The sequence below is a fragment of the Streptomyces sp. NPDC102278 genome (assembly GCF_044766345.1).
Classification (GTDB): Bacteria; Actinomycetota; Actinomycetes; order Streptomycetales; family Streptomycetaceae; genus Streptomyces.
Window position 1 is genome coordinate 78,472 of the sequence record NZ_JBIWLV010000017.1, and the last position, 20,630, is coordinate 99,101.

Here is a 20,630-nt window from a genome sequence, read left to right on the forward strand (position 1 = left end):
GCCGGTCGCCAGGTCGGAGGCGGTATCAGTGACGGGCTGTCAGCCGATCTGTTCGGCCAGGGCGACGATGATGCCCGCGGGGCCGCGGAGGTTGCAGAGCCGGTAACTGTCCTCGTACCGTGCCACCTCGCCGAGAAGCTCGGCGCCGTGGGGGCGCAGGCGGGCGATGGTGTCGTCGATGTCGTCGACGGCGAACATGACCCGATGCAGACCCAGAGTGTTGGGCGGGGGGTCGAGCGGTGTGGCGTCGATGACCGCAGGGGTGTGGAACTTCGTCAGCTCCAGCCTGCCGTGGCCGTCCGGGGTCCGCATCATCGCGATGACGCTGCGGACGCCGTCGAGTCCCACGGTGCGGTCCGCCCAGCGGCCTTCGATCTCCGCCGTGCCTTCCAGCTCCATGCCGAGTTCGGTGAAGAAGGCGATGGCGGCGTCCAGGTCTTCGACGACAATGCTCACGTTGTCCATCCGCTGAAGCCCCACGAGGATTCTCCTTCTTCGTCGCGCAGCCCGTTGTGGCCGCCATTAGACATCTGTGCGTACTGCGAACCGGCCGGCTCTCGGCCAGACGCTGCCCCGGTGGGAGTTCGGTTCCCCTGGCGATGGTCGCACTCTCTAAGGCCGACAATCGGGATGAGCGGGTTGCCTTCTCGTCGGTTGTGGTTGAGGCCCCTGACCGGCTCCGCCGTCGGGAGGCGCGAGGTGGGCAGCGGCAAGCGGGCAGGGGCGGCGGGGTGGGGCCGGAGCGGCTCGGGTCCACTCACAGCCGACGGTTTCGGAATCTGCAATTCCGGGGACGGTGTCCCAGCATCGCCGTGAATGTACCCCGCGCCATGACGGCGCCCGACGCGACAGCCGAGGCAGATCATGGGTTGGAAAGGCACACGCAAGACGGTCACGTCGGCCGCTCTTGCCGGAGCGGTCGCCCTCGTCCTGGCAGCACCGCCCTCGATCGGCGGCGGGCCCCGCACCGGAGCCGCGCCGTCGTTCGGGACGGTGGCCGCCCGGCTGGACACCTCCCCGACGCCGCCTCCGCCCCGCCTGCCCCGCGACTTCCGCGGCAAGGGCAAGTGGATCGTGCGGGACCTGGACATCACGGTGCCGTTCACCTGGGAGGGGAGAGACGGCGACAGCCAGATGACCGCGGGCGGCCCGCAGTACCCGATCTGGTTCACGAACCTGATCTACCGCGACACGCTCTACACGCTGACGTACAAGTGGCCCGGTCTGAACGAGCATCCCTGCTCACGCATCCCGGGCTTCAACCTGGAGGCACTGAACCAAGGGTTCGAGGATGCGCGGTTCGTCGGGCGGGAGACCCTGCAGCACGCCCACGCGCAGCGGCACGTGAACCACTGGCGGGTGGGCGTGGTCCTCCCGAAGCTGCCCCCCGGGAACCATCCGCGTCTGCCGCTCGCGCTGGGTGACATCTACGTCGACGAAGGCGACCGGGGGACGTTCTGGCAGGTACTGCAGTTCGGTGTCCAGAACCTCTACGACCCCGAGCTGGACGAGTGGCTGGTCATGGACACCTTCGAGCACCGGCCCGGGACCGTGACGCTTCCCCGGCGGTGCGAACCGCCCCGGTGAGCTTGCGGCCGAGTGCGCCGAGCGCCGCGGAGTCCCCGGCCGGCCGGACGGCCGGACCGGGAGGCTTCGAGCACCGTGCCGAGGCGTGCTCGAACGCGATCTGGGCAGGTCAGGCGCCGCAGAACGGCATGGTCCGCAGGTATCCGCCGAGGTTCTCGCATCGGAGCCCAGGAGGGCATCGGCGGACCCGGGCAGACACTCCACCCCTTCGGTCTTGTACTGCGGGAAGGTCCCGAGCACGGCAGGGGATGCCGCGAGCGTGACCCGTACCCGGCCCGCCGCCGACACGGTCACCCGGCCCGTGTCGCTCACCGCGGAAGCGAACGGGCCGTCATCGCCGGCGTCCGCCGCCGAACTCGCGGCCTTCCTTCGTCACCGGTGGGTGTGCGGGCCCTCGTTCCCTTTCCCCCGGTCGGTCAAGGCGGCGGTTGGACCACGGCGCTGGACGGGCGGCTGCTCACTTGCCGCAGGAGCAGGGGCAGCAGGTGTGGACGCCCACGTCATCGATGACCGGCCCGTAGGCTCCGGCCACGGTGCTGGCGAAACCGATGGTCGTGGAGGCGGCGCGTGCGACGAAGGTGACCTGGCGCGTCACGTAGCCCATGGCGGGGCGGGACTTGCCGGTGGAGTCGAAGGAGAAGTCCTGGATGTTCTGCCCGTCCAGCAGGACACGTCCGGTCTTCACGGCGGGCCCCCCTTCCGGGTTCGCGGCGAGCGAGTACGTCACGGTGTACTTCTGTCCCGCAGTGGTGGCGAAGGTCTGGGCGACCGCTCCGGGCTGAGCGGCGTTCAGGTCGACGGACTGCTCTCCCTCCGCGGCTTGCCAGAATCCGGCGCCGATCAGGTCCACCGCTCCGCTGGTGACCTTCCACGGCCCGATGGACTGCCCGGCGGTGACGGTGGTGAAAGCGTTCGCCGGTGCGGCGGGGTACTCGAAGCTGCCGTCGTCGAATCGGCTCACCGCCGCTGCGGCGGGCGCGGCGAGGGCTGGGGTCTGTCTTTCGGATCAGGCCGGAGCCGGGAGCGGGGCCTGGTGCGTGCGATCGCAAGGCGGAGGAGGGAGTCAACGCGGAGCGTTGGCGACCGACGACAACGCGGCGAGCGTGCGTGCCAGGCCCCGCGAGCCCGGCATGATCCGAAAGACAGACCCTAAGCCGGATCCGGCGGAACCAGGGCCGCGACGGTGACAGCGACGAGGGCTGTACGGGCAACCGCCATGTGTTCCTCCTGGAGGACGAGGGTGGGTTCGACACGTCAACTGTCGTGATCCCTCTCCGGCGTGCACAAGGATCGCGTCCCGGTGTGCGGGGGCACATGCCGAACGAAATGACCGCCGTCATACCAGTCGGCGCTACCGGAAGCCGTTTGGGGACGTTCGGCCACGGACAGCTCCGCCGAGGCGTCGACGGCCGGCGTGCCGCCGGGATCGACGTCGACCCTCCGCGCCTGTGACGCGGGCACGCCGATCGTGAAGCGCCCGGCCGCCAGAAGCTGCGCGGGGTAGCCCGCGCCTCGGCGGGGTATGCGCGCAGTGCGGCAGCCTGGCGGAGGCGACGCGGAACGGGGAGTGTCATGGTGAGCCTGATCTCGCGTGAGAGCCGTGCCGGCCACCCGGCACAGTTCACCTGTCGGCCTGTCCGTCCTGACCAGGCACGCGACGCCGCGACCGACTTCCTGACCGCGCTCTGCCCGCCACCGCCCGAGGCCACCGTCCAGAACGTGCTCCTGCTCGTGTCCGAACTCGTCACGAACGCGCTTCGGCACGCCGGCGCGGTCACCTCGTTGAAGTTGCGCGCCGATCAGCAGCGCATCCAGGTCACCGTCGAGGATCCCAGCCCCGCCCATCCCCGGGGCCGTGCCCCCGACTTCAGCGGCCTGACCGGCGGCTTCGGCTGGCCCATGGTCCAACGTCTCAGCCAGAGCCTCACCATCGTCCAGGCGCCGCCCGGCGCAGGCAAGGCGATCATCGCCGCCCTCCCCCGCTGAGCCTCGGCGTCCGGCTGCGGAGCAGGCCCCCGACTCTCCCCCGACGCTCCCTCCGGCGCCGGCCGGAGGGCCCGGCAGCGGTGGTAGCCGCAACGGGGTGGCGGACTTCCGTGCCGCGGTTGCCTGTGTCGGCAGTGCTCGTCCACTGAGTGCCATGGCGTCGAGCGTCCTCGGGGAAGGCGAACCCGGCGTGTACGACAGGGGGGCGGCTTGCCACCTAGGGTGGGTCCCGGCGGGTGGGTCCCGTGGGGCGGATCCCGTGGGTGAGCGGCTGGAGGCCGAAGTGTCCGAGAAGACGCCGACCGGCACGTCGGTGGACGAGGTGCTGGCCGAGCTGGCCGCTCTCGACGACCCGAAGACGCGCGCGGTGAACGAGCGGCACGGGGACGATCACGGGGTCAACCTCGGCAGGCTCCGCGCCCTCGCGAAGCGGCTGAGGACGCAGCAGGACCTCGCCTGCCGGCTCTGGGAGTCGGGTGACGGCGCGGCCAGACTGCTGGCGACCCTGATCTGCCGGCCGAAGGCGTTCGAGCGTGACGAGTTGGACGCCATGGTGCGCGAGGCACGCACACCCAAGGTGCACGACTGGCTCGTGAACTACGTGGTGAAGAAGAGTCCGCACGCCCAGGAGCTGCGCCGGGCCTGGTTCGCCGATCCGGATCCCGTGGTCGCGAGCGCCGGGTGGGCGCTGACCACCGAACGCGTCGCGAAGAAGCCCGAGGACCTCGACCTCGCGGGACTTCTGGACGTCATCGAGGCGCAGATGAAGGACGCCCCGGATCGCCTGCAATGGGCGATGAACCACTGCCTGGCCCAGATCGGGATCGAGCGCGTCGAGTACCGGACCCGTGCGATCGCCATCGGTGAGCGCCTCCACGTGCTCCAGGACCATCCGACCTCCCCGGGCTGCACCTCTCCGTTCGCGCCCGTCTGGATCACCGAGATGGTGCGTCGGCGCAGCGACAACACGGTGGGATAGTCGGCGGTCCTCGGGGCGCCGCCGCCTCCCGATGGAGGTGGCCGCCTCCCGGAGCCGAGGTCACGGCAACGCGGGTGGTGGCGGGCACCCGTGCGGTTTCGATACGCCTGCGATATGTGGCGACTCGTACCCTCGGAGCATGCGAGTGTTGATCGTCGAGGACGAGCCCTTCATGGCGGAAGCCATCCGCGACGGACTGCGCCTGGCGGCGATCGCGTCCGACATCGCCGGTGACGGTGACACCGCTCTGGAACTGCTGAGCGTCAACCCGTACGACATCGCCGTCCTCGACCGCGACGTTCCCGGCCCTTCCGGCGACGAGATCGCCCGACGCATCGTCGCCTCCGGCAGCGGCATGCCGATCCTCATGCTCACCGCCGCCGACCGGCTCGACGACAAGGCCTCCGGGTTCGGGCTCGGCGCCGACGACTACCTCACCAAGCCGTTCGAGCTCCGGGAGCTCGTGCTCAGGCTCAGGGCACTCGACCGCAGACGTGCGCACAACAGGCCGCCCGTGTGGGAGATCGCGGGTCTGCGGCTCGATCCGTTCCGCCGCGAGGTCCACCGCGACGGCCTTCACATCGCGCTGACCAGGAAGCAGTTCGCCGTGCTCGAAGTACTCGTCGCCGCCGAAGGCGGTGTCGTCAGCGCCGAGGAGCTTCTGGAGCGGGCATGGGACGAGAACACGGACCCGTTCACCAATGCCGTCCGCATCACGGTCTCGGCATTGCGCAAACGGCTCGGTGAACCCTGGGTCATCGCCACGGTGCCCGGCGCCGGGTACCGCATCGACACGCGATCGGCGGCCGGCCCCGAGGGAGGCGACCGTGGATAGGCGGCCCGGGTTCAGCGTCCGGTTCAAGCTCACCCTCAGCTATGCCGGATTCCTCGTGTTCGCCGGGCTCCTGCTGCTCACGGCGGTGTGGGTGTTCCTCCTGCGCTACGTCCCCGACCGTGCCATGCTCATTAACCCCGATGACAAGCCCGAGGGTGTCTTTCCCGTCCGGTCGGCCCTCTTGGACGTTTTCGCCCCGAGGGCAGCCGCGGTACTGGCCTTTCTGCTGGTGTTCGGTCTCGTGGGCGGGTGGGTCCTCGCCGGCCGCATGCTCGCCCCGCTGACCCGCATCACGGACGCCACGAGCAGGGCCACCAAAGGATCGCTCTCCCACCGGATCCGGCTGCCGGGCCGTAACGACGAGTTCCGTGACCTCGCCGACGCCTTCGACGCGATGCTCGCCCGCCTCGAAGCGCACGTGGCCGAACAGCGGAGATTCGCGGCCAACGCCTCGCACGAACTGCGCACCCCACTGGCGATCTCGCAGACGCTGCTCGACCTGGCGCGCAACGATCCGACGCAGGAGCTGGGCGAGATCGTCGACCGGCTCCACACCGTCAACGCCCGGGCGATCGACCTCACCGAGGCGCTGCTCCTGCTCAGCCGCGCCGACCAGGGGACCTTCAGCCGGGAACCCGTCGATCTGTCCCTGCTCGTGGAAGAGGCAATCGAGACACTGCTCCCGCTCGCCGAGAAGCGCGGTGTCACCGTCGAGACCTCCGGTGGCATCGCCCCGGCCTTCGGCTCACAGGCCCTCCTGCTCCCGCTGACGATGAACCTCGTGCACAACGCGATCGTGCACAACCTGCCCGAGAGGGGGAGGGTGTGGGTCGAGACCGGCGTCGGTCCCGAGACCGTGGTGCTCACCGTCGAGAACAGCGGCGGAAAGCTCTCCCCGCAGTTGGTCTCGACCCTCACCGAGCCGTTTCAGCGTGCCACCGAACGCATTCGCGACGACCACGCGGGGGTCGGACTCGGCCTGGCCATCGTCCGGCGGATCACCGAGGTGCACGACGGGTCCCTCACCCTCACCCCGCGCGCCGAGGGCGGACTACGCGTCACCGTTCGACTGCCCGCATCGCCGCTGCCTCTCCCCGAAGGACATCAGATCAGTGACTGAAGCACTACGAGACGTCCCGGACGCGCGGCAGCAGGGCGACGCCGAGGAGGAAGCCGAGATCCCGGACACGGCTCAGGCCGGTCGCAGCGGCGCCGATCGCGGGAGGGCCGGCTCGGGGGCCCGGCGCTCGGGTGCCCGGCGCGCGCGTGTTCGTCGGGCGATCCGCGGCCTCGCCGGGCCGGGGCCGTGGAAGCGCGGCCCGGTGCTCGCGGCGGCGGCGCTGGTACTCGGCCTGCTCATGCCGCTGCACGCGCAGATCACGGACCTGGGCGGTCTCGGCGGTCTGGTGGAAACGTTCCTGCCGTGGTTCGGGCTGTTCATCCCGGTGCTCCTGGCCGGGGCGCTGTGGCGCCGGTCCGCCGCGGCGGTGGTCGCGCTGCTGCTGCCGGTCGTGACCTGGCTGAGCCTCTTCGGCGGGCTGCTCTTCGACACGTCGCAGCCGGGCGGCGACCTCACCGTGGTCAGCCACAACGTCAACGCCGAGAACCCCGACCCGGCCGGCACCGCCCGCGACCTGGCCGCCTCCGGGGCGGAGCTGGTGGCGCTCCAGGAGATGACCCCGCAGGCCACGGGCGCGTACCGGCAGGCACTGGCGAAGGCGTATCCCTACCACACGGTGCAGGGCACGGTCGGACTGTGGAGCAAGCTGCCGCTGTCGGATTCCCGGCCCGTCATCGTCCTGCGGGGCAACGTCGGGCCGCTCGCGAACACGCGTCGGGCGGAGGACCTTCCCGTGGATCCGCCCCGGGCGCTGCGCACCACGGTGGCCACGGGCCGGGGGCCGCTGGTGGTGTACGTGGCGCATCTGGGATCGGTACGGATGATGCCCAGGAACGGCTTCTGGACGGACTCGCGCGACGTCGGGGCGGCGGCGCTCACCGAGGCCGTCGCCGCCGAACCGAACGAGCGGGTGGTGGTGCTCGGCGACATGAACGGCACCACCGACGACCGGGCGTTCGACGGCCTCACCTCGCGGCTGCAGTCGGCCCAGGAGGTGGCCGGGGGTGGCTTCGGCTTCAGCTGGCCGGCGTCCTTCCCGATGGCGAGGATCGATCAGATCCTGGTCAGGGGCGTGGAGCCGAAGAGCTCGTGGGTACTGCCGGCCACCGACAGCGACCATCTGCCGGTGGCGGCCGCCATCAGCTGGTGACGGCCGCGACCAGACGATGTCGAACCCGGGGAAGGGCGGACGGCGCGACCGCGAACGAGGTGCCCGTCAATGGTCGACACGGGGAGCGGGAACGTCCGCAAGGCTGCGGCGGTACGTCAGACCGGGACGCCCGGCGAGCCGCGTCTCGCCTGTGACGGTGAACCCCGCACGGGCCAACACGGCCCGGGACGCCCCGTTGTCCAGCGTGGTGGCGGCCCGCAGGGCGGTCAACCCGTACCTGTGGGCGGCGAGAGCAGACACGTCCCGGACGGCCGAGGTGGCGAGCCCCCGGCCCGCGGCCCGCTCCGCGATCCGATACCCGAGCTCGGCGCCGCCCTCCGCCACGTCCACCAGGTTGACCCGCCCCAGCACCTCGCCCGCGGCGTCGATCAGCACGTGGAAGTGGCAGGCACCGGTCTCCTGCTCGGCCAGCAGGTCGCTGTGGCGCTTGTCGAACCGGGCGAAGTACTCCTCGCCCCGGTCGGGAACGGACGCCGCGAAGTAGGCCCGGTTCTCCCGCTCGAAGGCGAGGAGTGCGGGGGCGTGATCCGGGCGGAGCAGTTGTATCTCGGGCATGGTGCCGACGGTATGCGGCCTGACCGTCCTTCCACCACGGGGTTACGGCCGGAGACGGCCCGGCCTTTGGCGACTCACGGCTTCGGGGGGTGCTGTTCGGCCTGGGCTCGTGACGGCGAAACGGCTCCGCCCTCGCGAGAGGGGGAGCCGTTTCGGGTTCGGGGAAGTGTGTCGCTCAGGCGTGGCGGTGGTGACGCTTGTTGCCCGTGACCAGGCGGTAGACGGCGAGGAGGATGACGGAGCCGATGATGGCGGCGATCCAGGTGGACAGGTCGAAGAAGCCGTCGATGGAGTCGACGCCGAATATGACCTTGCCGAGCCAGCCGCCGAGCAGACCGCCCGCGATGCCGATGAGCATCGTGACGACGACGCCGCCCGGGTCCTTGCCCGGCATCAGTGCCTTGGCGATGAAGCCCGCGAGCAGTCCGATCAGGATCCAGGCGATGATGCCCATGACGCTTCTCCTACCTCGATGAATAAAGCCGGTGTTAACGAGCGTCTGCACCGCGCGGAGATTTCCAAACGTCCCAAGTCCTTGATCATTACGCCTGGGCGAAAAGGCGGTCCTCGTCGAAACGGTCCTCGCCCGACCCCGGGGCCGTCTGCACCGACCTCGTCGCCCGCCCGAAGTCGCCCCTCCGGAACCGGCCGAGCGCGGAGTCTTCGCGGGCCTTCACGTTGATCCGCACGAGTCTCGTCGCCATGCCGCAGATCCTGGAAGCTGCCACCGGCCCGGACCGCCGTGATCAGACACGGGCCTCAACGCACCTTCAGGCCGATCACCAGGACGGCGAGGGTGGTCGCGGTGCCAAGCAGGGCGAGGGCCAGGACACGGCGGCGCAGGAGCTGGTAGCGGCGAGCGTACTCCTCCCGCAGCTCCTGGCTGCGGCCGGTGATCTCGCACAGGACATGGCGGGTCCGGGCCAGGTGACGGGCCGTGTAGAGGTGGACGACGTCCTCGCGTTCCGCCCGGCCGAGCCAGGGAAGCGCATCGGCGAAGGCGTCCGCTTCCATGGCCGCGGTGTGGTGGGCGGCGCGGCTCATCAGGTAGCCCTCCAGCTCGGCCAGGCCGGCTGCCGCCTCGTTGCGGTCCATCGCGCTCCCTCCCCCTACCGGCCCTCGGTACCGCGGTCGGATCCGGGTGTTTCGCGGTTGCCGGGATCGTCGAGCACGTCGCGCTTGCCCTGATCGCCCGCCTCGTCCAGCGAGGCCACCTCGGGGTAGTGCAGGTCGAAGGCCGGTGATTCGGAGCGGATGCGCGGCAGGGTGACGAAATTGTGCCGGGGCGGCGGGCAGGACGTGGCCCATTCCAACGAGCGGCCGTAGCCCCACGGATCGTCGACGGTGACCTTGGGCGCCGTCGTCGCCGTCCTCCACACGTTGTAGAGGAACGGCAGGGTGGACAGGCCCAGCAGGAACGCGCCGATGCTCGACAGCGTGTTGAGGGCGGTGAAGCCGTCCGAGTTCAGGTAGTCGGCGTAGCGGCGGGGCATGCCTTCGGCGCCGAGCCAGTGCTGGACGAGGAAGGTGGTGTGGAAGCCGATGAACAGGGTCCAGAAGTGGATCTTGCCGAGGCGTTCGTCGAGCATGGTGCCGGTCATCTTCGGCCACCAGAAGTAGAAGCCGGCGAAGGTGGCGAAGACGACGGTGCCGAAGACGACGTAGTGGAAGTGCGCGACGACGAAGTAGGAGTCGGTGACCTGGAAGTCCATCGGCGGGGAAGCCAGGATGATGCCGGTCAGCCCTCCGAAGAGGAAGGTGACCAGGAAGCCGATGGACCACAGCATCGGCGTCTCGAACGAGATCGACCCCTTCCACATCGTGCCGATCCAGTTGAAGAACTTCACCCCCGTGGGTACCGCGATCAGGAACGTCATGAACGAGAAGAACGGCAAGAGGACCGCGCCGGTGGCGAACATGTGGTGCGCCCAGACCGTGACCGACAGTCCCGCGATCGCGATGGTGGCTCCGACCAGGCCGAGGTAGCCGAAGACGGGCTTGCGGGAGAAGACGGGGAAGATCTCGGTGACGATCCCGAAGAACGGCAGGGCGATGATGTAGACCTCGGGGTGCCCGAAGAACCAGAACAGGTGCTGCCACAGCAGCGCGCCTCCGTTGGACGCGTCGAAGACGTGCGCGCCGAACTTTCGGTCCGCCTCCAACACGAGCAGGGCCGCGGCGAGGACGGGGAACGCGAACAGCACCAGAACCGAGGTCAGCAGGACGTTCCACGTGAAGATCGGCATCCGGAACATCGTCATGCCCGGACCGCGCATGCAGATGATCGTGGTGACGAAGTTGACCGAACCGAGGATCGTGCCGAAGCCGGACAGCGCCAGCCCCATGATCCACATGTCGCCGCCGATGAACGGTGTGCGATCCGCACTGCTCAGCGGTGTGTAGGCGGTCCAGCCGAAGTCCGCGGCGCCCTGCGGAGTGAGCAGGCTGCCCACCACGATCAGTCCGCCGAAGAGGAACAGCCAGAACGCCAGCATGTTCAGACGCGGGAACGCCACATCGGGAGCCCCGATCTGCAACGGCATGATCGCGTTGGCGAAGCCCGCGAAGGTCGGGGTCGCGAAGAAGAGCAGCATGATGGTGCCGTGCAGGGTGAAGATCTGGTTGTACTGCTCGCTGGAGACGATCTGCATCCCCGGCCGGGCCAGCTCGGCCCGCAGCAGCAATGCCAGTACGCCGCCGACGAGGAAGAATCCGAACGACGCGATCAGGTAGAGATGCCCGATCGTCTTGTGGTCCGTCGTCGTCAACCACGACACGATCACCTGACCCGGAGTCCGACCCGCGACCGGAGCCGGCTTGACCGGTTCGATCGACATCACCATTGCGCACCTCATCAACTCTGGATCCCGACAGAGGCTGTACGGCTGACGCCGCTTCCCATGTGTACGCGTCCCACACCGCGCCACGCCCCGGAGGCGCGCCGCACGGCGTGTCGAACCGACCGGAATCCCCCACCCGCCTCATACGCGGGCGGGGTGGGCGTCGATGTGGCGGGGCGGGACGTCGCTACGGGGAGCCATGGGCGGGAGCGCCCCGGGCGAGGGGGCGGGCGGGCAGACAGACAAGGAGGGTGCGGGGTGGGCTCGCGGCCAGGATGCTCGCCGCGTCGCGCGAGCATGGCCACCGCCGCGGCTCACGCACGTTCGCGTGCTTCATGCGGATACTTCGGCGCCTCCGGGCCCGGGGTCAACTCCTCGGTGCAGTAGGCGCAACGCCGCGCTCGGACGGGGATGGGACTCAGACACGCGGGGCAGTCCTTCTTGTCGGCCTGCACGTCCTGATGCGGCGCGAATCGTTCATGGAGCTTGTTCACGGGCAGGACGACGAGGAAGTACAGGGCGGCGGCGACCAGGGCGAAACTGATGGCCGCGTCGACGAAGCCGCCTTAGGGAAAGTCCGTGCCGGCAACCTTGAAGCTCCGGGTGCCGAAATTGCCTCGCACGCCCGCCGCCAAGCCGACCAGAGGGGTGAGGAAGCCCTTCACGAAGCCGTTGACCACCGCCGTGAACGCGGCTCCCATCACGATGCCGACCGCCAGGTCGATCACGTTCCCCCGGAGTATGAAACCGCGGAAGCCCTTCAAGCCCTTCACCAACATCCCTGCTCCTCCTCGCGACTGGTTCATGCCGGGAACGCGGGCCGGGACGCGCGGGGTGTCCGGGCATGACCGCGCTCCTGCCCGGAGCCGCCTTGTTGATGCTCTGTGTCCTCCAGCGCACGGAGCGTCCTCCAGCGCACGGACGCACCGCACCGCGCGGTTCAGGTGGCGGCGGTGAGTGAGAGGAACGCCGTGATCTTCTTTCCGTCGTGAGCAGGCCGAATCTCCGTACGGTCGGCGATCCGGTTGACCAGTACCCAGCCGAACCCACCCGGCACCTCGACCGGCGTGCCCGGCGGGCGGGGAGCGGCGGTGGACGCGTCCGACACCTCGATCGCCACCGAATCCGGGAGGCACCGCACGCGGAAGTCGGTCACCCCGCCCGCGTGACGGACCGCGTTGGAGACCAGCTCCGACACGACCAAGAGCACGTCGTCCACCAGGCGCGTCCCCACCCCGTGGGCCGACAGGACGTCCTGGGCGATCCGCCGCGCGTCCTCGCATCTCAGTCCGGCCGTGCGACGCGGTGTACCCGGCATCGCCTCTCCCTTCACACGTCGCGTCTTCCCCATCTCCTCCACGAAACCCACCCGGCCGATGGTTCCCCCTCACCGTCGTGTGGCTGGGAAAACCGACGGGATCTCGCGCGCCGCGAGGGGTCCCGCGTGGTGCGGCGGTCGTACTGTCGAACCCGGTACCTGGGAGGAGCCCGGATGCGCAGCGTGACCTACACGATGGGCGTCTCACTCGACGGCTACATCGTCGGGCCGAACGGCCGCTTCGACTGGACGGCGCCCGACGAGGAGTTCTTCCGCGTCGTCACCGACGAGATGCGCGAGGTCGGCGTCCACCTGATGGGGCGGCGCCTGTACGAGACGATGTTGTACTGGGAGACCGCCGACCGGGATCCGGCGCTCGACGAGTCGCTGCGCGAGTGGGTCGCTCTCTGGAGGCCGCTTCCCAAGGTGGTGTTCTCCACCACGCTGTCGGCCGTCCAGGGCCATGCCCGCCTGGCCTCCGGCGGCCTGGCGGAGGAGATCGAGCGGTTGCGGGCCGAGCCCGGTGCGGGCGAGATCGCGATCGGCGGCGCGACGCTCGCCGCCGAGGCGGCCGCGTCGGATCTGATCGACGAGTATCGGGCCAGGGTCCACCCCGTGCTGGTCGGCGGTGGCATTCCGTTCTTTCCCCGGGGCGAGCGCCGGGTGGATCTCGAACTCGTCGAGTCCCGCACGTTCAGCTCGAAACTCGTCTACCTCCGCTACCGCGTGATGCGCTAGCGCCGTGGCCGGAAAGGCGTGCCGGGGCGCGGTGTCCGGTGCGGTGGATCGCAAGGCGGAGGACCGCCGCTCGTACTGGACGTACTCGGGCGGTCCTACAACGCGCGAGGCGCCGTACCCCAGAGGCCCTGGCCTCGGCGGCGCCCTTCTCGATCGTCACCCCCGGCGGCGGTGTTCTAGCCGCCGCTGCGGGTGCCGGGCGGGTCCTGGGGGTCGACGCCGGTGGAGGCGGAGGCGTCCTTGGTTCCGCTGGGGCGCTGGGAGCGGCCCCGGGGGCCGGTGTCGTGCATCCCCTTCTCGCCGGAGCCCTTGCTCTGCTCCTCGCCGCGCCTGCTCGTGCTCTTGGAGGGTTTGCCGTGGGGGTTGCCGGATTCTTCCTTGGAGACGGTTCTTCCGGGTCCCTTGGCGGGTGCGTACGTGTCCGGGTGGAAGGAGCGGTGGGCGCTGGGGTTGTCCTCCTGCCGGGTCTCGTCCACATCCGGCGACCAGCCGTGTTGCTCGGTGCCCTTGTGCGGGCTCGGACCCTTGCCGTGGGTGGGCTGGGACGGTTTCGGCTGCTGCTTGGCCATGGCCTGACCTGCTGTTCTGTAGCGGAAGGGGGAAGCCGCTCGCACGCGCACGCCCCGGCGGCTCGTGCCCCCATTGTCCCCCGGCGGGCCCGCGGCCGCCCTCCCACGGCCCGGGGCGGCGGCGGGGGCGACCGCGGCGGGTGGCGTGGCGATCAGCCGCCGGGCCGTTGCGGGTCAGTCTTCGCCGCGGATGATCGTCTCGCTCTGCCCGTCGGTCTCGGCCGGGTTCTCCGCGGCGGAGGTGCCGGTCGCCGTTCGGCATGTACGGACCTGCTCCTCAGCAGGAACGGTCGTCGGCGCGGGGTACCCGCCTGAGTGCGTCTTCATGATGGTGCCTCCTGCCTGTCTGCGAGGGTTGATGGGCTCTCAAAGGCGTCTACCCGTGGTCGAGATGGGCACGCACCCAGACGGCAACGGGGTGGACCACCGGCCGGCTTCCGAGGCGCGGCCCGGGGAGCGGCGGGGCCGCCCGCCGAGCATCCGGGTGCGCCCCGTCCACGGGCGGCGTACGGGCGGGCGACGGTCAGTTCCCGGTGTGCCACCGGTGGTGGGGAAGGTAGCGGACGTCGAAGCCTTCCGCGGCGGCGCGGAACCTGTCGGGGGTGGGCACGAGCGGTTGTCGGGGCGGGCCGAGCTCCTCGGTGGGAGCGCCGAGGTTCTCGAAGAACCGCTCGAAGGTGACCCCCGGGCCGGCGGCCACCCCGACGACCCGGCTGTGGTGGCGCTCGATGCGGTAGGCGTGCGGGCAGTTCTTCGGTACGAATCCGAAGTCGCCGCTGGTGAGCAGCTTCTCGTGCTGCCCGCCGTTCAAGTCCTCGGCGAAGAGTCGTATCGCGCCGTCGGTGACGTAGAAGACCTCGTAGGTGTCCGCGTGGACGTGGGTCGGGATGATCTCGCCTTTGGGTCCTTCGACGGTGAAGAAGTTGAAGGTGTTCTCGGTCTGTTCTGCGCCGGCGTAGACCGTCACCAGGTCGGTGAACAGGTGCGCACGGTCCCCCATGCCCTTCTCCACGAAGTAGGGCAGGCCCGCCTCGGCGGGGACGCGCGAGCGCGAGCGGTAGGGGGTGGCGAATTCCATGGTCATGGGAAACCTCCGGGTTGGACGGCCTGGACATTCGTCAGGCTACCTGACATTGGTCGGCGGAGGCGTGGCCCGGTGCCGGTTGTGCCGGCTGTGAAAGTGGGAGCGAGGAACGCCTCGGCGGTGGCTATGCTCAAGTCCCCCCGCCCTCCGAGGAGCCATGAGCCAGTCCGCCCCGAACCTGCCGCAGTTGCTCACCCAGGCCAAACGCTGGTTCGAGGACGCCTTGCTCGCCTCCATGCGGGCCGCGGGCGAACAGCCGGTGAGCGCCGCCCAGGCGGCCGTGTTCGCGACGCTCGACGGTGAGAGCGCCTCGATCGCGGACCTCGCCCGCCGGGTCGGCGTCACCCGGCAGACCGCCCACCAGGCCGTGCACAGTCTGATCGCCGTGGGCCTGCTGGAGCAGGCCCCGGATCCGGCCTCCGCGCGCAGCAGTCTGGTTCGCGTCACCGCCGAAGGGGCCCGCGCCCATCGGCGTGCGCTGGCGGCCATCGGTGTGATCGAGGAAGTCCTCGCCGAGCGCATCGGCGCCGCCGCCGCCGCTTCCCTGCGGGACGCGCTGAACCTGCCCTGGGGCGATCCTCCCCTGGTCGACGCCCCTGACACGGCTCCGGGCGACCACCCCCCGCAGGACCCCCGGTAGGTCCTGCGATCGACATCGTCCCGCTTGGCAACCGGGCGCGCGGCCCTCGGGGCTCGGCGGCCTCGTTCACCTCGCACCGCTCAGGTCGGTGGGTGCCGCACCGGCGAACCGCCCTCGCGACGGGGTCCTCCTCCCCGCGGAACCTCCGAAGCTCCGAAGCTCCGATGAAAGGTGAACGATGTCCGCAGCCATCCGGGTCCAACACTCCAGTCGGGGCTGGGGGCCGGTCATCGCGCGCTTCCAGGAGCTCATCGACACGGGACGCGAGCCCGGTGGCTCATTGGCGATCTGGCGGGGCGGCGCTCCGGCCCTCGTCGTGCACGGGGGCAGCGCCGATCTCGCGCAGGAGATCCAGTGGAGCGCGGACACCCTCGTCCAGGTCTTCTCCACCGGGAAACCGCTGGTCGCGCTCGCCGCCCTTCGGGCCGTAGCCGACGGTCACCTCGGCATCGACGACCCCGTCACCGCGCACTGGCCCGCCTACCGCGACACGCCGGACCATCCCACGACCCTGCGCATGATCCTCAGCCACCGGTCGGGCAAGCACACGTTCTCCCCCGCCGCGGCCGGAATCGATCCCCGCGACCACGCCGCGCTCGTGCACGACCTGGAAACCATGGAACCGCAGACCGTGCCGGGTCAGGCCATCGCCGAACACGCCTCCACCTACGGCCACCTCGTCGACGGGCTCCTCGCCGCGACCGGCGCCCCCACGGTCCGCGCGTACACCGAATCCCTGTCCCGCGCCCTCGGCGCACGCCTCAGATTCGGTGTCCGGCCCGGCGAACTTCCGCTGGTCGCCGAGCCCGAGCCCCTGGGAACCGAATGGACCGACCCCCACCTCGCACACGAACTCGGCCGCGCCGCCCTGCTCCGCCCCGCCGGCCTCCTCGACACCGAGACCCTGCGCAGCCCGTCCTGGCACCTGGCTCCCTTCGGCGCGGTCGGTCTCATCACCGACGCCCCGTCACTGGCGCTCCTGTACGACGATCTCAGCCGACCCGACGGCCATGTGACACGACTTCTGGGCGGGGAACTCTGGTCCGCGCTCTCCCACACCGCCGCCGCCGGCGCCGATGGCTTCCTGCGCGACGACATCCGCTGGTCCCTCGGCTTCCAGATCGACGACAACGGCGACCTGGGCATGGGCGGCATCGGAGGCAGTTGCGCCTGGCACTCCCCCGCTCACGGCTACTCACTCGCCTACGTCACCCGCGGACTGCACCGTCACGACCGCGTCACCTACCTGGCGGACGCCGTCGAGAGCGCCCTCCGCGCGGAGCACGGCGATCCCGCCTTCCAGGAGCACGCGGAAGGCTGATTCGTAGTTGGATGGACCGGCGACAAGACCGATCCGAATGCCTACCCGAAGGGCCACCGTGCGCACACCCACCGTCCTCATCTCCGGAGCGAGCATCGCCGGCCCGGCTCTGGCGTACTGGCTCAACGCCCGGGGTTGGCGGACCACCGTCGTCGAACGGTTCGACGAGCTCCGGGAGGACGGCCAGAACATCGACGTCCGGGGCGCGGGCCGCGAGGTCGCCCGCCGCATGGGCATCGAGGACGCCATCCGCGCCGCCTCGACCGGTGAGACGGGCACCGAGTTCGTCGACGCCGCCGGCGCGCCTCTCGCGCGGTTCGCGGCCGGCACGTCCGACTCCGGTGGTGCGACGGCCGAGTTGGAGATCCTGCGGGGACAACTGTCCCGCATCATCGTCGACCGCACCCGCGAGGACACCGAGTACATCTTCGGCGACCGGATCCTCACCCTCGACGAGAACGACGACGACAACGGGGGTGAGGGCGAGGACGGAGTCACGGTCACGTTCGCCGGCGGCGCGGCCCGCACCTTCGACGTGGTGGTCATCGCCGAGGGCCTGCGCTCCCGCACCCGCTCCCTGGTCTTCCCCGACATCGATGCCGTGCGTGAACTCGACTTCTACATCGCCTACTTGACCATCCCTCGAACGGGGGACGACAGCGACCTGTGGCGCTGGCACAGCGCCGGACGCGGGCGCAGCATCACCCTGCGCCCGGACAACCTCGGCACCATCCGGGCCACACTCTCCTTCCTCTCCGACGTGCGGGGCCTGGACGAGCTCGACCGCGACGGCGTCGTCACGATCCTTCGCCGTACCTTCGCCGACGTCGGCTGGGCGGCGCCCCGCGTGCTCGCGGCCCTGGACGACGCCCCGCTCTACTTCGACGCCGTCGGCCAGGCCCGTATGCCGTCCTGGAGCAGCGGCCGAGTGGCCCTGGTCGGGGACGCGGCCTATTGCTCGTCCCCGATCAGCGGGATGAGCACGAGCCTCGCCCTCACCGGTGCCTACGTCCTCGCCGGCGAGCTCGCCGCCCACCCCCCTCACACGGCGTTCGCCCGGTACGAGGCGCTCATGCGCCCCTACGTGGACCAGGCGCAGAAGCTCCCGCCCGGCACACCGCGGATCGCCAACCCGCGCGGCCGGACCGGGCTCGCCACGATGAACACCGTCCTGAGGATCGCCGGCAGTCCGGCCGCGGCGCGCCTGGGTGGCCTGGCGTCGAGGCTGTTCACTCCGCCCGCCGACGCGATCAACCTCCCGACGTACGCGCGGACCACCCCGCCGAACCGCCCCGGGTTGGTGTGAAGGAACGGACCCGGCCGCTTCGGGGCCCGGATCATAGGGGTTTCGACCAGTAGGTCTGTCGCGCCCCGCCTCGATACGTTCGCCTCGTCGGTGATGGACATCGCGGAGGGGGTTGTCATGGGAGCGGTGGCGTCTGTGTTGGCGGCGGCTGTGCTGTGGGGGACGGTGGGGCCGGCGCAGCTGTGGGCGGACGCCGGGGTGCACCCCGTGTCCTTGGGAGCGTGCCGGATGCTGCTCGGGGGCCTGGTGCTGGCCCTGTTGACGGTGCGGCCGGCGGGGCTGCGGACGTTACGGCTGCCCGGGGTCGCGCCCTGGCTGACGCTCAGCGTTCTGGTCACCGCCGCCTTCCAGGTGTGCTTCCTGCAGTCGGTCGAGCGTTCGGGCGCGGCGCTGGCCACGGCGGTCGCGTTCGGGACGGTGCCCGTGGTCGGGGGTCTGTGCGCCCGGCTGCTCTCGGGCGAGCGACTGACCTCGCGCTGGTGGTCGGGAACGGGTTGCGCGGTGCCAGGGGTCGTGTTGCTGCTGCTGCCGGGCAGCGGGGCACGGGTGGACCTGCCGGGTGTGCTGTTCGGCGTGGTGGCCGGGGCTTCCTTCGGCGTCTACATCGCGGCGTCGAAGGAGTTGGGAGTGCGTGGCGCCGACCTCGGTGCGGCCGCTCCGGTGAGCGTGCTGTGCGCGGGTCTGCTGGTCTCGCCGTACGTGTTCATCGCACCGGAAGGGCTGGCCGCAGGCCGCTCGGTGGCGCTCATCGCATGGCTGGGCCTGGGCACGACGGCGCTCGGCTACCTGTTGTTCACGCGGGGCGTCGGGCGGCTCAGCGCCGCGACGACCGGGACGCTGAGCCTGACCGAGCCGCTGGTGGCGACGGTGCTGGGGGTGCTGGTGTTGGGTGAGCGGCCGGGGGCGGCGGCGGCGGGCGGGGCGACCCTGCTGTTGCTCGGGCTGGTCCTGGTGTCCCTGCCCGAGCGGCGGGGCTCGGACACCGCACCCGGATCCCGCGCCGGTTCCGGTCCCGAGCCCCGGCCCGCGCCGGGTCGGGCGTCCGGGCCGGAATCCGATCCGCGTCAGGACTCCGATCCGCGTCCGGAGCCCGCCCCGCGGGTGGCCCCGCCGGCCGGCTGACGGCGGGGCGGAGGCTCGGCGCCGGGCGTCAGCGGTCCCGGTACGCGCGCATGGTGTCCTTGACGTGGTCCGAGAAGAACATCGGGCCCACGGCATCGGCCCAGGCCATGCCGTTCGGGGTCAGGGATGCCGTCCTGTCCCTTTCCCGCAGCCAGTGCCGTTCCCGCAAGGTGGCGAGCTGCGGGCCGAAGTCGTCCTCGAATCGGGTGCCGAAGAGTTCCTCGTAGGCGGCGGGGCGCAAGCCGTCGGCCTCCAGGAGGTGTTGGAGGACGTACATCCTGCGCCGCTCCGAGCCGTCCATGGGGAACGCCCAGCGGGCCCTGCGGAACGCCTCGGTCGGGGTGGCGATGTAGTCGTCGATGATGCGCCGCACTTCCGGTACCGCGACCGCGTAGTCGGTGGTGTAGTGCAGGTCGGTGGTGAAGGAGCGGGCGCCGACGCCCAGTCCGACCATGCCGGCCTGCTGGTTGTACTCGCTGATGCCGCTGCCGTCCGTGTCCTCGACGGCGGCGGTTCCGGTGCGTTTGAAGACCCGCATGGAGGTCTGTTCGTAACCGGCGGAGAGCAGGTGGTCCCGGCCGTGGCGGTAGAGCCGCAGGCGCTGGTCGTTCCAGTCCTGCAGTGTGGTGGCGTGGCGGGTGCTGAGGCCGGTGAGCGGGCGTACGTAGAGGGGGTAGAGGTAGATCTCCTCGGGTTCCCAGGCGAGGGCGGCGTCGAGGGAGACCTGGAAGGTGCGCTCGGTCTGCCCGTCTATGCCGTATATGAGGTCGATGTTGAGGATCGGGAACTTCGCCTCCTTGAGGCGGGCGAGGGCGGATTCGACCTCCGCCCGCTTCTGCGGGCGGACGGCGGCGCGGGCCTCCTCGTCGATGAAGCTTTGTACGCCGATGCTCAGCCGGGTCGCGCCGCGTTCGGCGAGTACGGCCAGGCGGTCCGCGGTCGCCGTCTGGGGGGACGTCTCGACCGACCAGGAGGCGGAGCGCAGGTCGGCTCCCATGATGTTCTCGGCGGTGTCGCACAGGCTGCTCAGTTCGCGCGCCGTGAGGTAGGTGGGGGTGCCACCGCCGAACGCGGCGAGAGTGAACCGGACGGGGTCCCCCTTGGCCTCCAGGGCCTCGCGGGTGACGCGTGCCTGGCGCTCCAGGGTGTCGAGGAAGGCGCTGGTGACGTCCTCCGAGGCTCCGGTGCGGGTGAAGAGGTTGCAGAACCCGCAGCGCATCTCGCAGAAGGGGATGTGCACGTAGAGCGAGAGGGCGTCCAGTCGCTCGCGGGCCCACAGGTCGCTGAGAAGCGGGCCGTCGTCCAGGAGGCGGTACGCCTTCTGGTGCGGGTAGGCGTAGACGTACTGCTCGTACGGCGTCTCCGGTTGCGTGTCGGCGGGCCGGGGGGCGGGGAAGACCGGCGTGGGTAAGGCAACGGCTCTGGTCATGGGGGGACTTGGGTTCCTTCCAGGGGTATG

General features: G+C 70.5%; 23 protein-coding genes and 1 pseudogene. 11 read left to right on the forward strand and 13 right to left on the reverse strand.

The window, feature by feature from the left end; all coding sequences use genetic code 11:
* Window positions 1–39 precede the first annotated feature (39 nt).
* Complete coding sequence (locus ACIRO3_RS30575; protein ID WP_366000935.1) at window positions 40–480, reverse strand: VOC family protein; 441 nt, start codon at window positions 478–480, stop codon at window positions 40–42.
* Window positions 481–864: 384 nt separating this feature from the next.
* Here ACIRO3_RS30575 and ACIRO3_RS30580 point away from each other — a divergent pair, with 384 nt between their 5' ends.
* Window positions 865–1,587: a hypothetical protein gene (locus tag ACIRO3_RS30580; protein ID WP_404142131.1), complete on the forward strand. Its 723-nt coding sequence runs from the start codon at window positions 865–867 to the stop codon at window positions 1,585–1,587.
* A gap of 457 nt (window positions 1,588–2,044) precedes the next feature.
* Here ACIRO3_RS30580 and ACIRO3_RS30585 read toward each other — a convergent pair whose 3' ends face one another.
* On the reverse strand, window positions 2,045–2,548 hold the full coding sequence (locus ACIRO3_RS30585) for a choice-of-anchor C family protein (protein WP_404142133.1): 504 nt from the start codon (window positions 2,546–2,548) through the stop codon (window positions 2,045–2,047).
* Between the two features lie 611 nt (window positions 2,549–3,159).
* On the opposite strand from ACIRO3_RS30585, the gene ACIRO3_RS30590 reads away from it, so the two are divergent.
* The 5 genes from ACIRO3_RS30590 (at window position 3,160) to ACIRO3_RS30610 (ending at window position 7,657) form a co-directional block, all read left to right on the forward strand.
* A complete protein-coding gene (locus tag ACIRO3_RS30590) occupies window positions 3,160–3,573 on the forward strand; it encodes an ATP-binding protein (RefSeq protein ID WP_404142136.1) in 414 nt (137 codons plus the stop codon).
* A gap of 283 nt (window positions 3,574–3,856) precedes the next feature.
* Entirely contained in the window at window positions 3,857–4,552 is a 696-nt protein-coding gene (locus tag ACIRO3_RS30595; protein ID WP_404142139.1) for a DNA alkylation repair protein, read from the forward strand.
* Between the two features lie 139 nt (window positions 4,553–4,691).
* On the forward strand, window positions 4,692–5,387 hold the full coding sequence (locus ACIRO3_RS30600; RefSeq protein ID WP_404142142.1) for a response regulator transcription factor: 696 nt from the start codon (window positions 4,692–4,694) through the stop codon (window positions 5,385–5,387).
* The gene (locus ACIRO3_RS30605) at window positions 5,380–6,507 is read left to right on the forward strand and encodes a sensor histidine kinase (protein ID WP_404142144.1); all 1,128 of its coding nucleotides are present in this window, start codon (window positions 5,380–5,382) and stop codon (window positions 6,505–6,507) included. Before ACIRO3_RS30600 ends, ACIRO3_RS30605 begins: the two co-directional genes overlap by 8 nt.
* On the forward strand, window positions 6,500–7,657 hold the full coding sequence (locus tag ACIRO3_RS30610) for an endonuclease/exonuclease/phosphatase family protein (protein ID WP_404142147.1): 1,158 nt from the start codon (window positions 6,500–6,502) through the stop codon (window positions 7,655–7,657). Before ACIRO3_RS30605 ends, ACIRO3_RS30610 begins: the two co-directional genes overlap by 8 nt.
* 66 nt (window positions 7,658–7,723) lie before the next feature.
* Here ACIRO3_RS30610 and ACIRO3_RS30615 read toward each other — a convergent pair whose 3' ends face one another.
* From ACIRO3_RS30615 to ACIRO3_RS30645, 7 genes and pseudogenes are all read right to left on the reverse strand, one after another.
* Window positions 7,724–8,233 carry a GNAT family N-acetyltransferase gene (locus tag ACIRO3_RS30615; protein WP_404142150.1) on the reverse strand — a complete coding sequence of 170 codons (510 nt, stop codon included), beginning with the start codon at window positions 8,231–8,233 and terminating at the stop codon, window positions 7,724–7,726.
* Between the two features lie 175 nt (window positions 8,234–8,408).
* The gene (locus ACIRO3_RS30620) at window positions 8,409–8,687 is read right to left on the reverse strand and encodes a GlsB/YeaQ/YmgE family stress response membrane protein (protein ID WP_361786072.1); all 279 of its coding nucleotides are present in this window, start codon (window positions 8,685–8,687) and stop codon (window positions 8,409–8,411) included.
* Window positions 8,688–8,775: 88 nt separating this feature from the next.
* Entirely contained in the window at window positions 8,776–8,937 is a 162-nt protein-coding gene (locus ACIRO3_RS30625) for a hypothetical protein (RefSeq protein WP_404142152.1), read from the reverse strand.
* Between the two features lie 55 nt (window positions 8,938–8,992).
* A complete protein-coding gene (locus ACIRO3_RS30630; RefSeq protein WP_404142154.1) occupies window positions 8,993–9,328 on the reverse strand; it encodes a hypothetical protein in 336 nt (111 codons plus the stop codon).
* 14 nt (window positions 9,329–9,342) lie between these two features.
* Window positions 9,343–11,076, reverse strand: coding sequence for a cytochrome c oxidase subunit I (gene ctaD, locus ACIRO3_RS30635; RefSeq protein ID WP_404142155.1), 1,734 nt, complete (start codon window positions 11,074–11,076; stop codon window positions 9,343–9,345).
* Window positions 11,077–11,387: 311 nt separating this feature from the next.
* A pseudogene (locus ACIRO3_RS30640) lies at window positions 11,388–11,852 on the reverse strand (MscL family protein).
* A gap of 161 nt (window positions 11,853–12,013) precedes the next feature.
* Window positions 12,014–12,391: an ATP-binding protein gene (locus ACIRO3_RS30645; protein WP_361786087.1), complete on the reverse strand. Its 378-nt coding sequence runs from the start codon at window positions 12,389–12,391 to the stop codon at window positions 12,014–12,016.
* Window positions 12,392–12,565: 174 nt separating this feature from the next.
* Between ACIRO3_RS30645 and ACIRO3_RS30650 the strand changes: the two genes are divergently transcribed.
* A complete protein-coding gene (locus tag ACIRO3_RS30650; protein WP_404142158.1) occupies window positions 12,566–13,129 on the forward strand; it encodes a dihydrofolate reductase family protein in 564 nt (187 codons plus the stop codon).
* Between the two features lie 176 nt (window positions 13,130–13,305).
* Here the strand turns inward: ACIRO3_RS30650 and ACIRO3_RS30655 are convergent, their stop codons facing one another.
* The 3 genes from ACIRO3_RS30655 to ACIRO3_RS30665 form a co-directional block, all read right to left on the reverse strand.
* The gene (locus ACIRO3_RS30655) at window positions 13,306–13,698 is read right to left on the reverse strand and encodes a hypothetical protein (RefSeq protein WP_404142161.1); all 393 of its coding nucleotides are present in this window, start codon (window positions 13,696–13,698) and stop codon (window positions 13,306–13,308) included.
* 174 nt (window positions 13,699–13,872) lie between these two features.
* Window positions 13,873–14,025: a hypothetical protein gene (locus tag ACIRO3_RS30660; protein WP_366000915.1), complete on the reverse strand. Its 153-nt coding sequence runs from the start codon at window positions 14,023–14,025 to the stop codon at window positions 13,873–13,875.
* 196 nt (window positions 14,026–14,221) lie between these two features.
* The gene (locus tag ACIRO3_RS30665) at window positions 14,222–14,782 is read right to left on the reverse strand and encodes a quercetin 2,3-dioxygenase (protein ID WP_404142163.1); all 561 of its coding nucleotides are present in this window, start codon (window positions 14,780–14,782) and stop codon (window positions 14,222–14,224) included.
* Between the two features lie 157 nt (window positions 14,783–14,939).
* Here ACIRO3_RS30665 and ACIRO3_RS30670 point away from each other — a divergent pair, with 157 nt between their 5' ends.
* The 4 genes from ACIRO3_RS30670 (at window position 14,940) to ACIRO3_RS30685 (ending at window position 19,171) form a co-directional block, all read left to right on the forward strand.
* Window positions 14,940–15,422 (forward strand): MarR family winged helix-turn-helix transcriptional regulator, encoded by a 483-nt coding sequence (locus ACIRO3_RS30670; RefSeq protein WP_404142166.1) that lies wholly within the window; start codon window positions 14,940–14,942, stop codon window positions 15,420–15,422.
* Between the two features lie 178 nt (window positions 15,423–15,600).
* Entirely contained in the window at window positions 15,601–16,743 is a 1,143-nt protein-coding gene (locus ACIRO3_RS30675; RefSeq protein WP_404142167.1) for a serine hydrolase domain-containing protein, read from the forward strand.
* A 58-nt stretch (window positions 16,744–16,801) separates the two neighbouring features.
* Entirely contained in the window at window positions 16,802–18,049 is a 1,248-nt protein-coding gene (locus ACIRO3_RS30680) for an FAD-dependent monooxygenase (protein ID WP_404142170.1), read from the forward strand.
* Between the two features lie 117 nt (window positions 18,050–18,166).
* A complete protein-coding gene (locus ACIRO3_RS30685) occupies window positions 18,167–19,171 on the forward strand; it encodes an EamA family transporter (protein ID WP_404142258.1) in 1,005 nt (334 codons plus the stop codon).
* 28 nt (window positions 19,172–19,199) lie between these two features.
* Here ACIRO3_RS30685 and ACIRO3_RS30690 read toward each other — a convergent pair whose 3' ends face one another.
* Entirely contained in the window at window positions 19,200–20,600 is a 1,401-nt protein-coding gene (locus ACIRO3_RS30690; protein ID WP_404142171.1) for an STM4012 family radical SAM protein, read from the reverse strand.
* Between the last annotated feature and the right edge of the window lie 30 nt (window positions 20,601–20,630).

Excerpts from the sequence above, each read along its gene's own strand:
- ACIRO3_RS30650 (WP_404142158.1), top strand. The coding sequence starts at position 12,566 with ATGCGCAGCGTGACCTACACGATGGGCGTCTCACTCGACGGCTACATC.
- ACIRO3_RS30630 (WP_404142154.1), bottom strand. The coding sequence starts at position 9,328 with ATGGACCGCAACGAGGCGGCAGCCGGCCTGGCCGAGCTGGAGGGCTAC.
- ACIRO3_RS30670 (WP_404142166.1), top strand. The coding sequence starts at position 14,940 with ATGAGCCAGTCCGCCCCGAACCTGCCGCAGTTGCTCACCCAGGCCAAA.
- ACIRO3_RS30660 (WP_366000915.1), bottom strand. The coding sequence starts at position 14,025 with ATGAAGACGCACTCAGGCGGGTACCCCGCGCCGACGACCGTTCCTGCT.
- ACIRO3_RS30590 (WP_404142136.1), top strand. The coding sequence starts at position 3,160 with ATGGTGAGCCTGATCTCGCGTGAGAGCCGTGCCGGCCACCCGGCACAG.
- ACIRO3_RS30645 (WP_361786087.1), bottom strand. The coding sequence starts at position 12,391 with ATGCCGGGTACACCGCGTCGCACGGCCGGACTGAGATGCGAGGACGCG.
- ACIRO3_RS30665 (WP_404142163.1), bottom strand. The coding sequence starts at position 14,782 with ATGACCATGGAATTCGCCACCCCCTACCGCTCGCGCTCGCGCGTCCCC.
- ACIRO3_RS30625 (WP_404142152.1), bottom strand. The coding sequence starts at position 8,937 with ATGGCGACGAGACTCGTGCGGATCAACGTGAAGGCCCGCGAAGACTCC.
- ACIRO3_RS30615 (WP_404142150.1), bottom strand. The coding sequence starts at position 8,233 with ATGCCCGAGATACAACTGCTCCGCCCGGATCACGCCCCCGCACTCCTC.
- ACIRO3_RS30600 (WP_404142142.1), top strand. The coding sequence starts at position 4,692 with ATGCGAGTGTTGATCGTCGAGGACGAGCCCTTCATGGCGGAAGCCATC.
- ACIRO3_RS30580 (WP_404142131.1), top strand. The coding sequence starts at position 865 with ATGGGTTGGAAAGGCACACGCAAGACGGTCACGTCGGCCGCTCTTGCC.
- ACIRO3_RS30620 (WP_361786072.1), bottom strand. The coding sequence starts at position 8,687 with ATGGGCATCATCGCCTGGATCCTGATCGGACTGCTCGCGGGCTTCATC.
- ACIRO3_RS30690 (WP_404142171.1), bottom strand. The coding sequence starts at position 20,600 with ATGACCAGAGCCGTTGCCTTACCCACGCCGGTCTTCCCCGCCCCCCGG.
- ACIRO3_RS30685 (WP_404142258.1), top strand. The coding sequence starts at position 18,167 with ATGGGAGCGGTGGCGTCTGTGTTGGCGGCGGCTGTGCTGTGGGGGACG.
- ctaD (WP_404142155.1), bottom strand. The coding sequence starts at position 11,076 with ATGGTGATGTCGATCGAACCGGTCAAGCCGGCTCCGGTCGCGGGTCGG.
- ACIRO3_RS30655 (WP_404142161.1), bottom strand. The coding sequence starts at position 13,698 with ATGGCCAAGCAGCAGCCGAAACCGTCCCAGCCCACCCACGGCAAGGGT.
- ACIRO3_RS30675 (WP_404142167.1), top strand. The coding sequence starts at position 15,601 with ATGTCCGCAGCCATCCGGGTCCAACACTCCAGTCGGGGCTGGGGGCCG.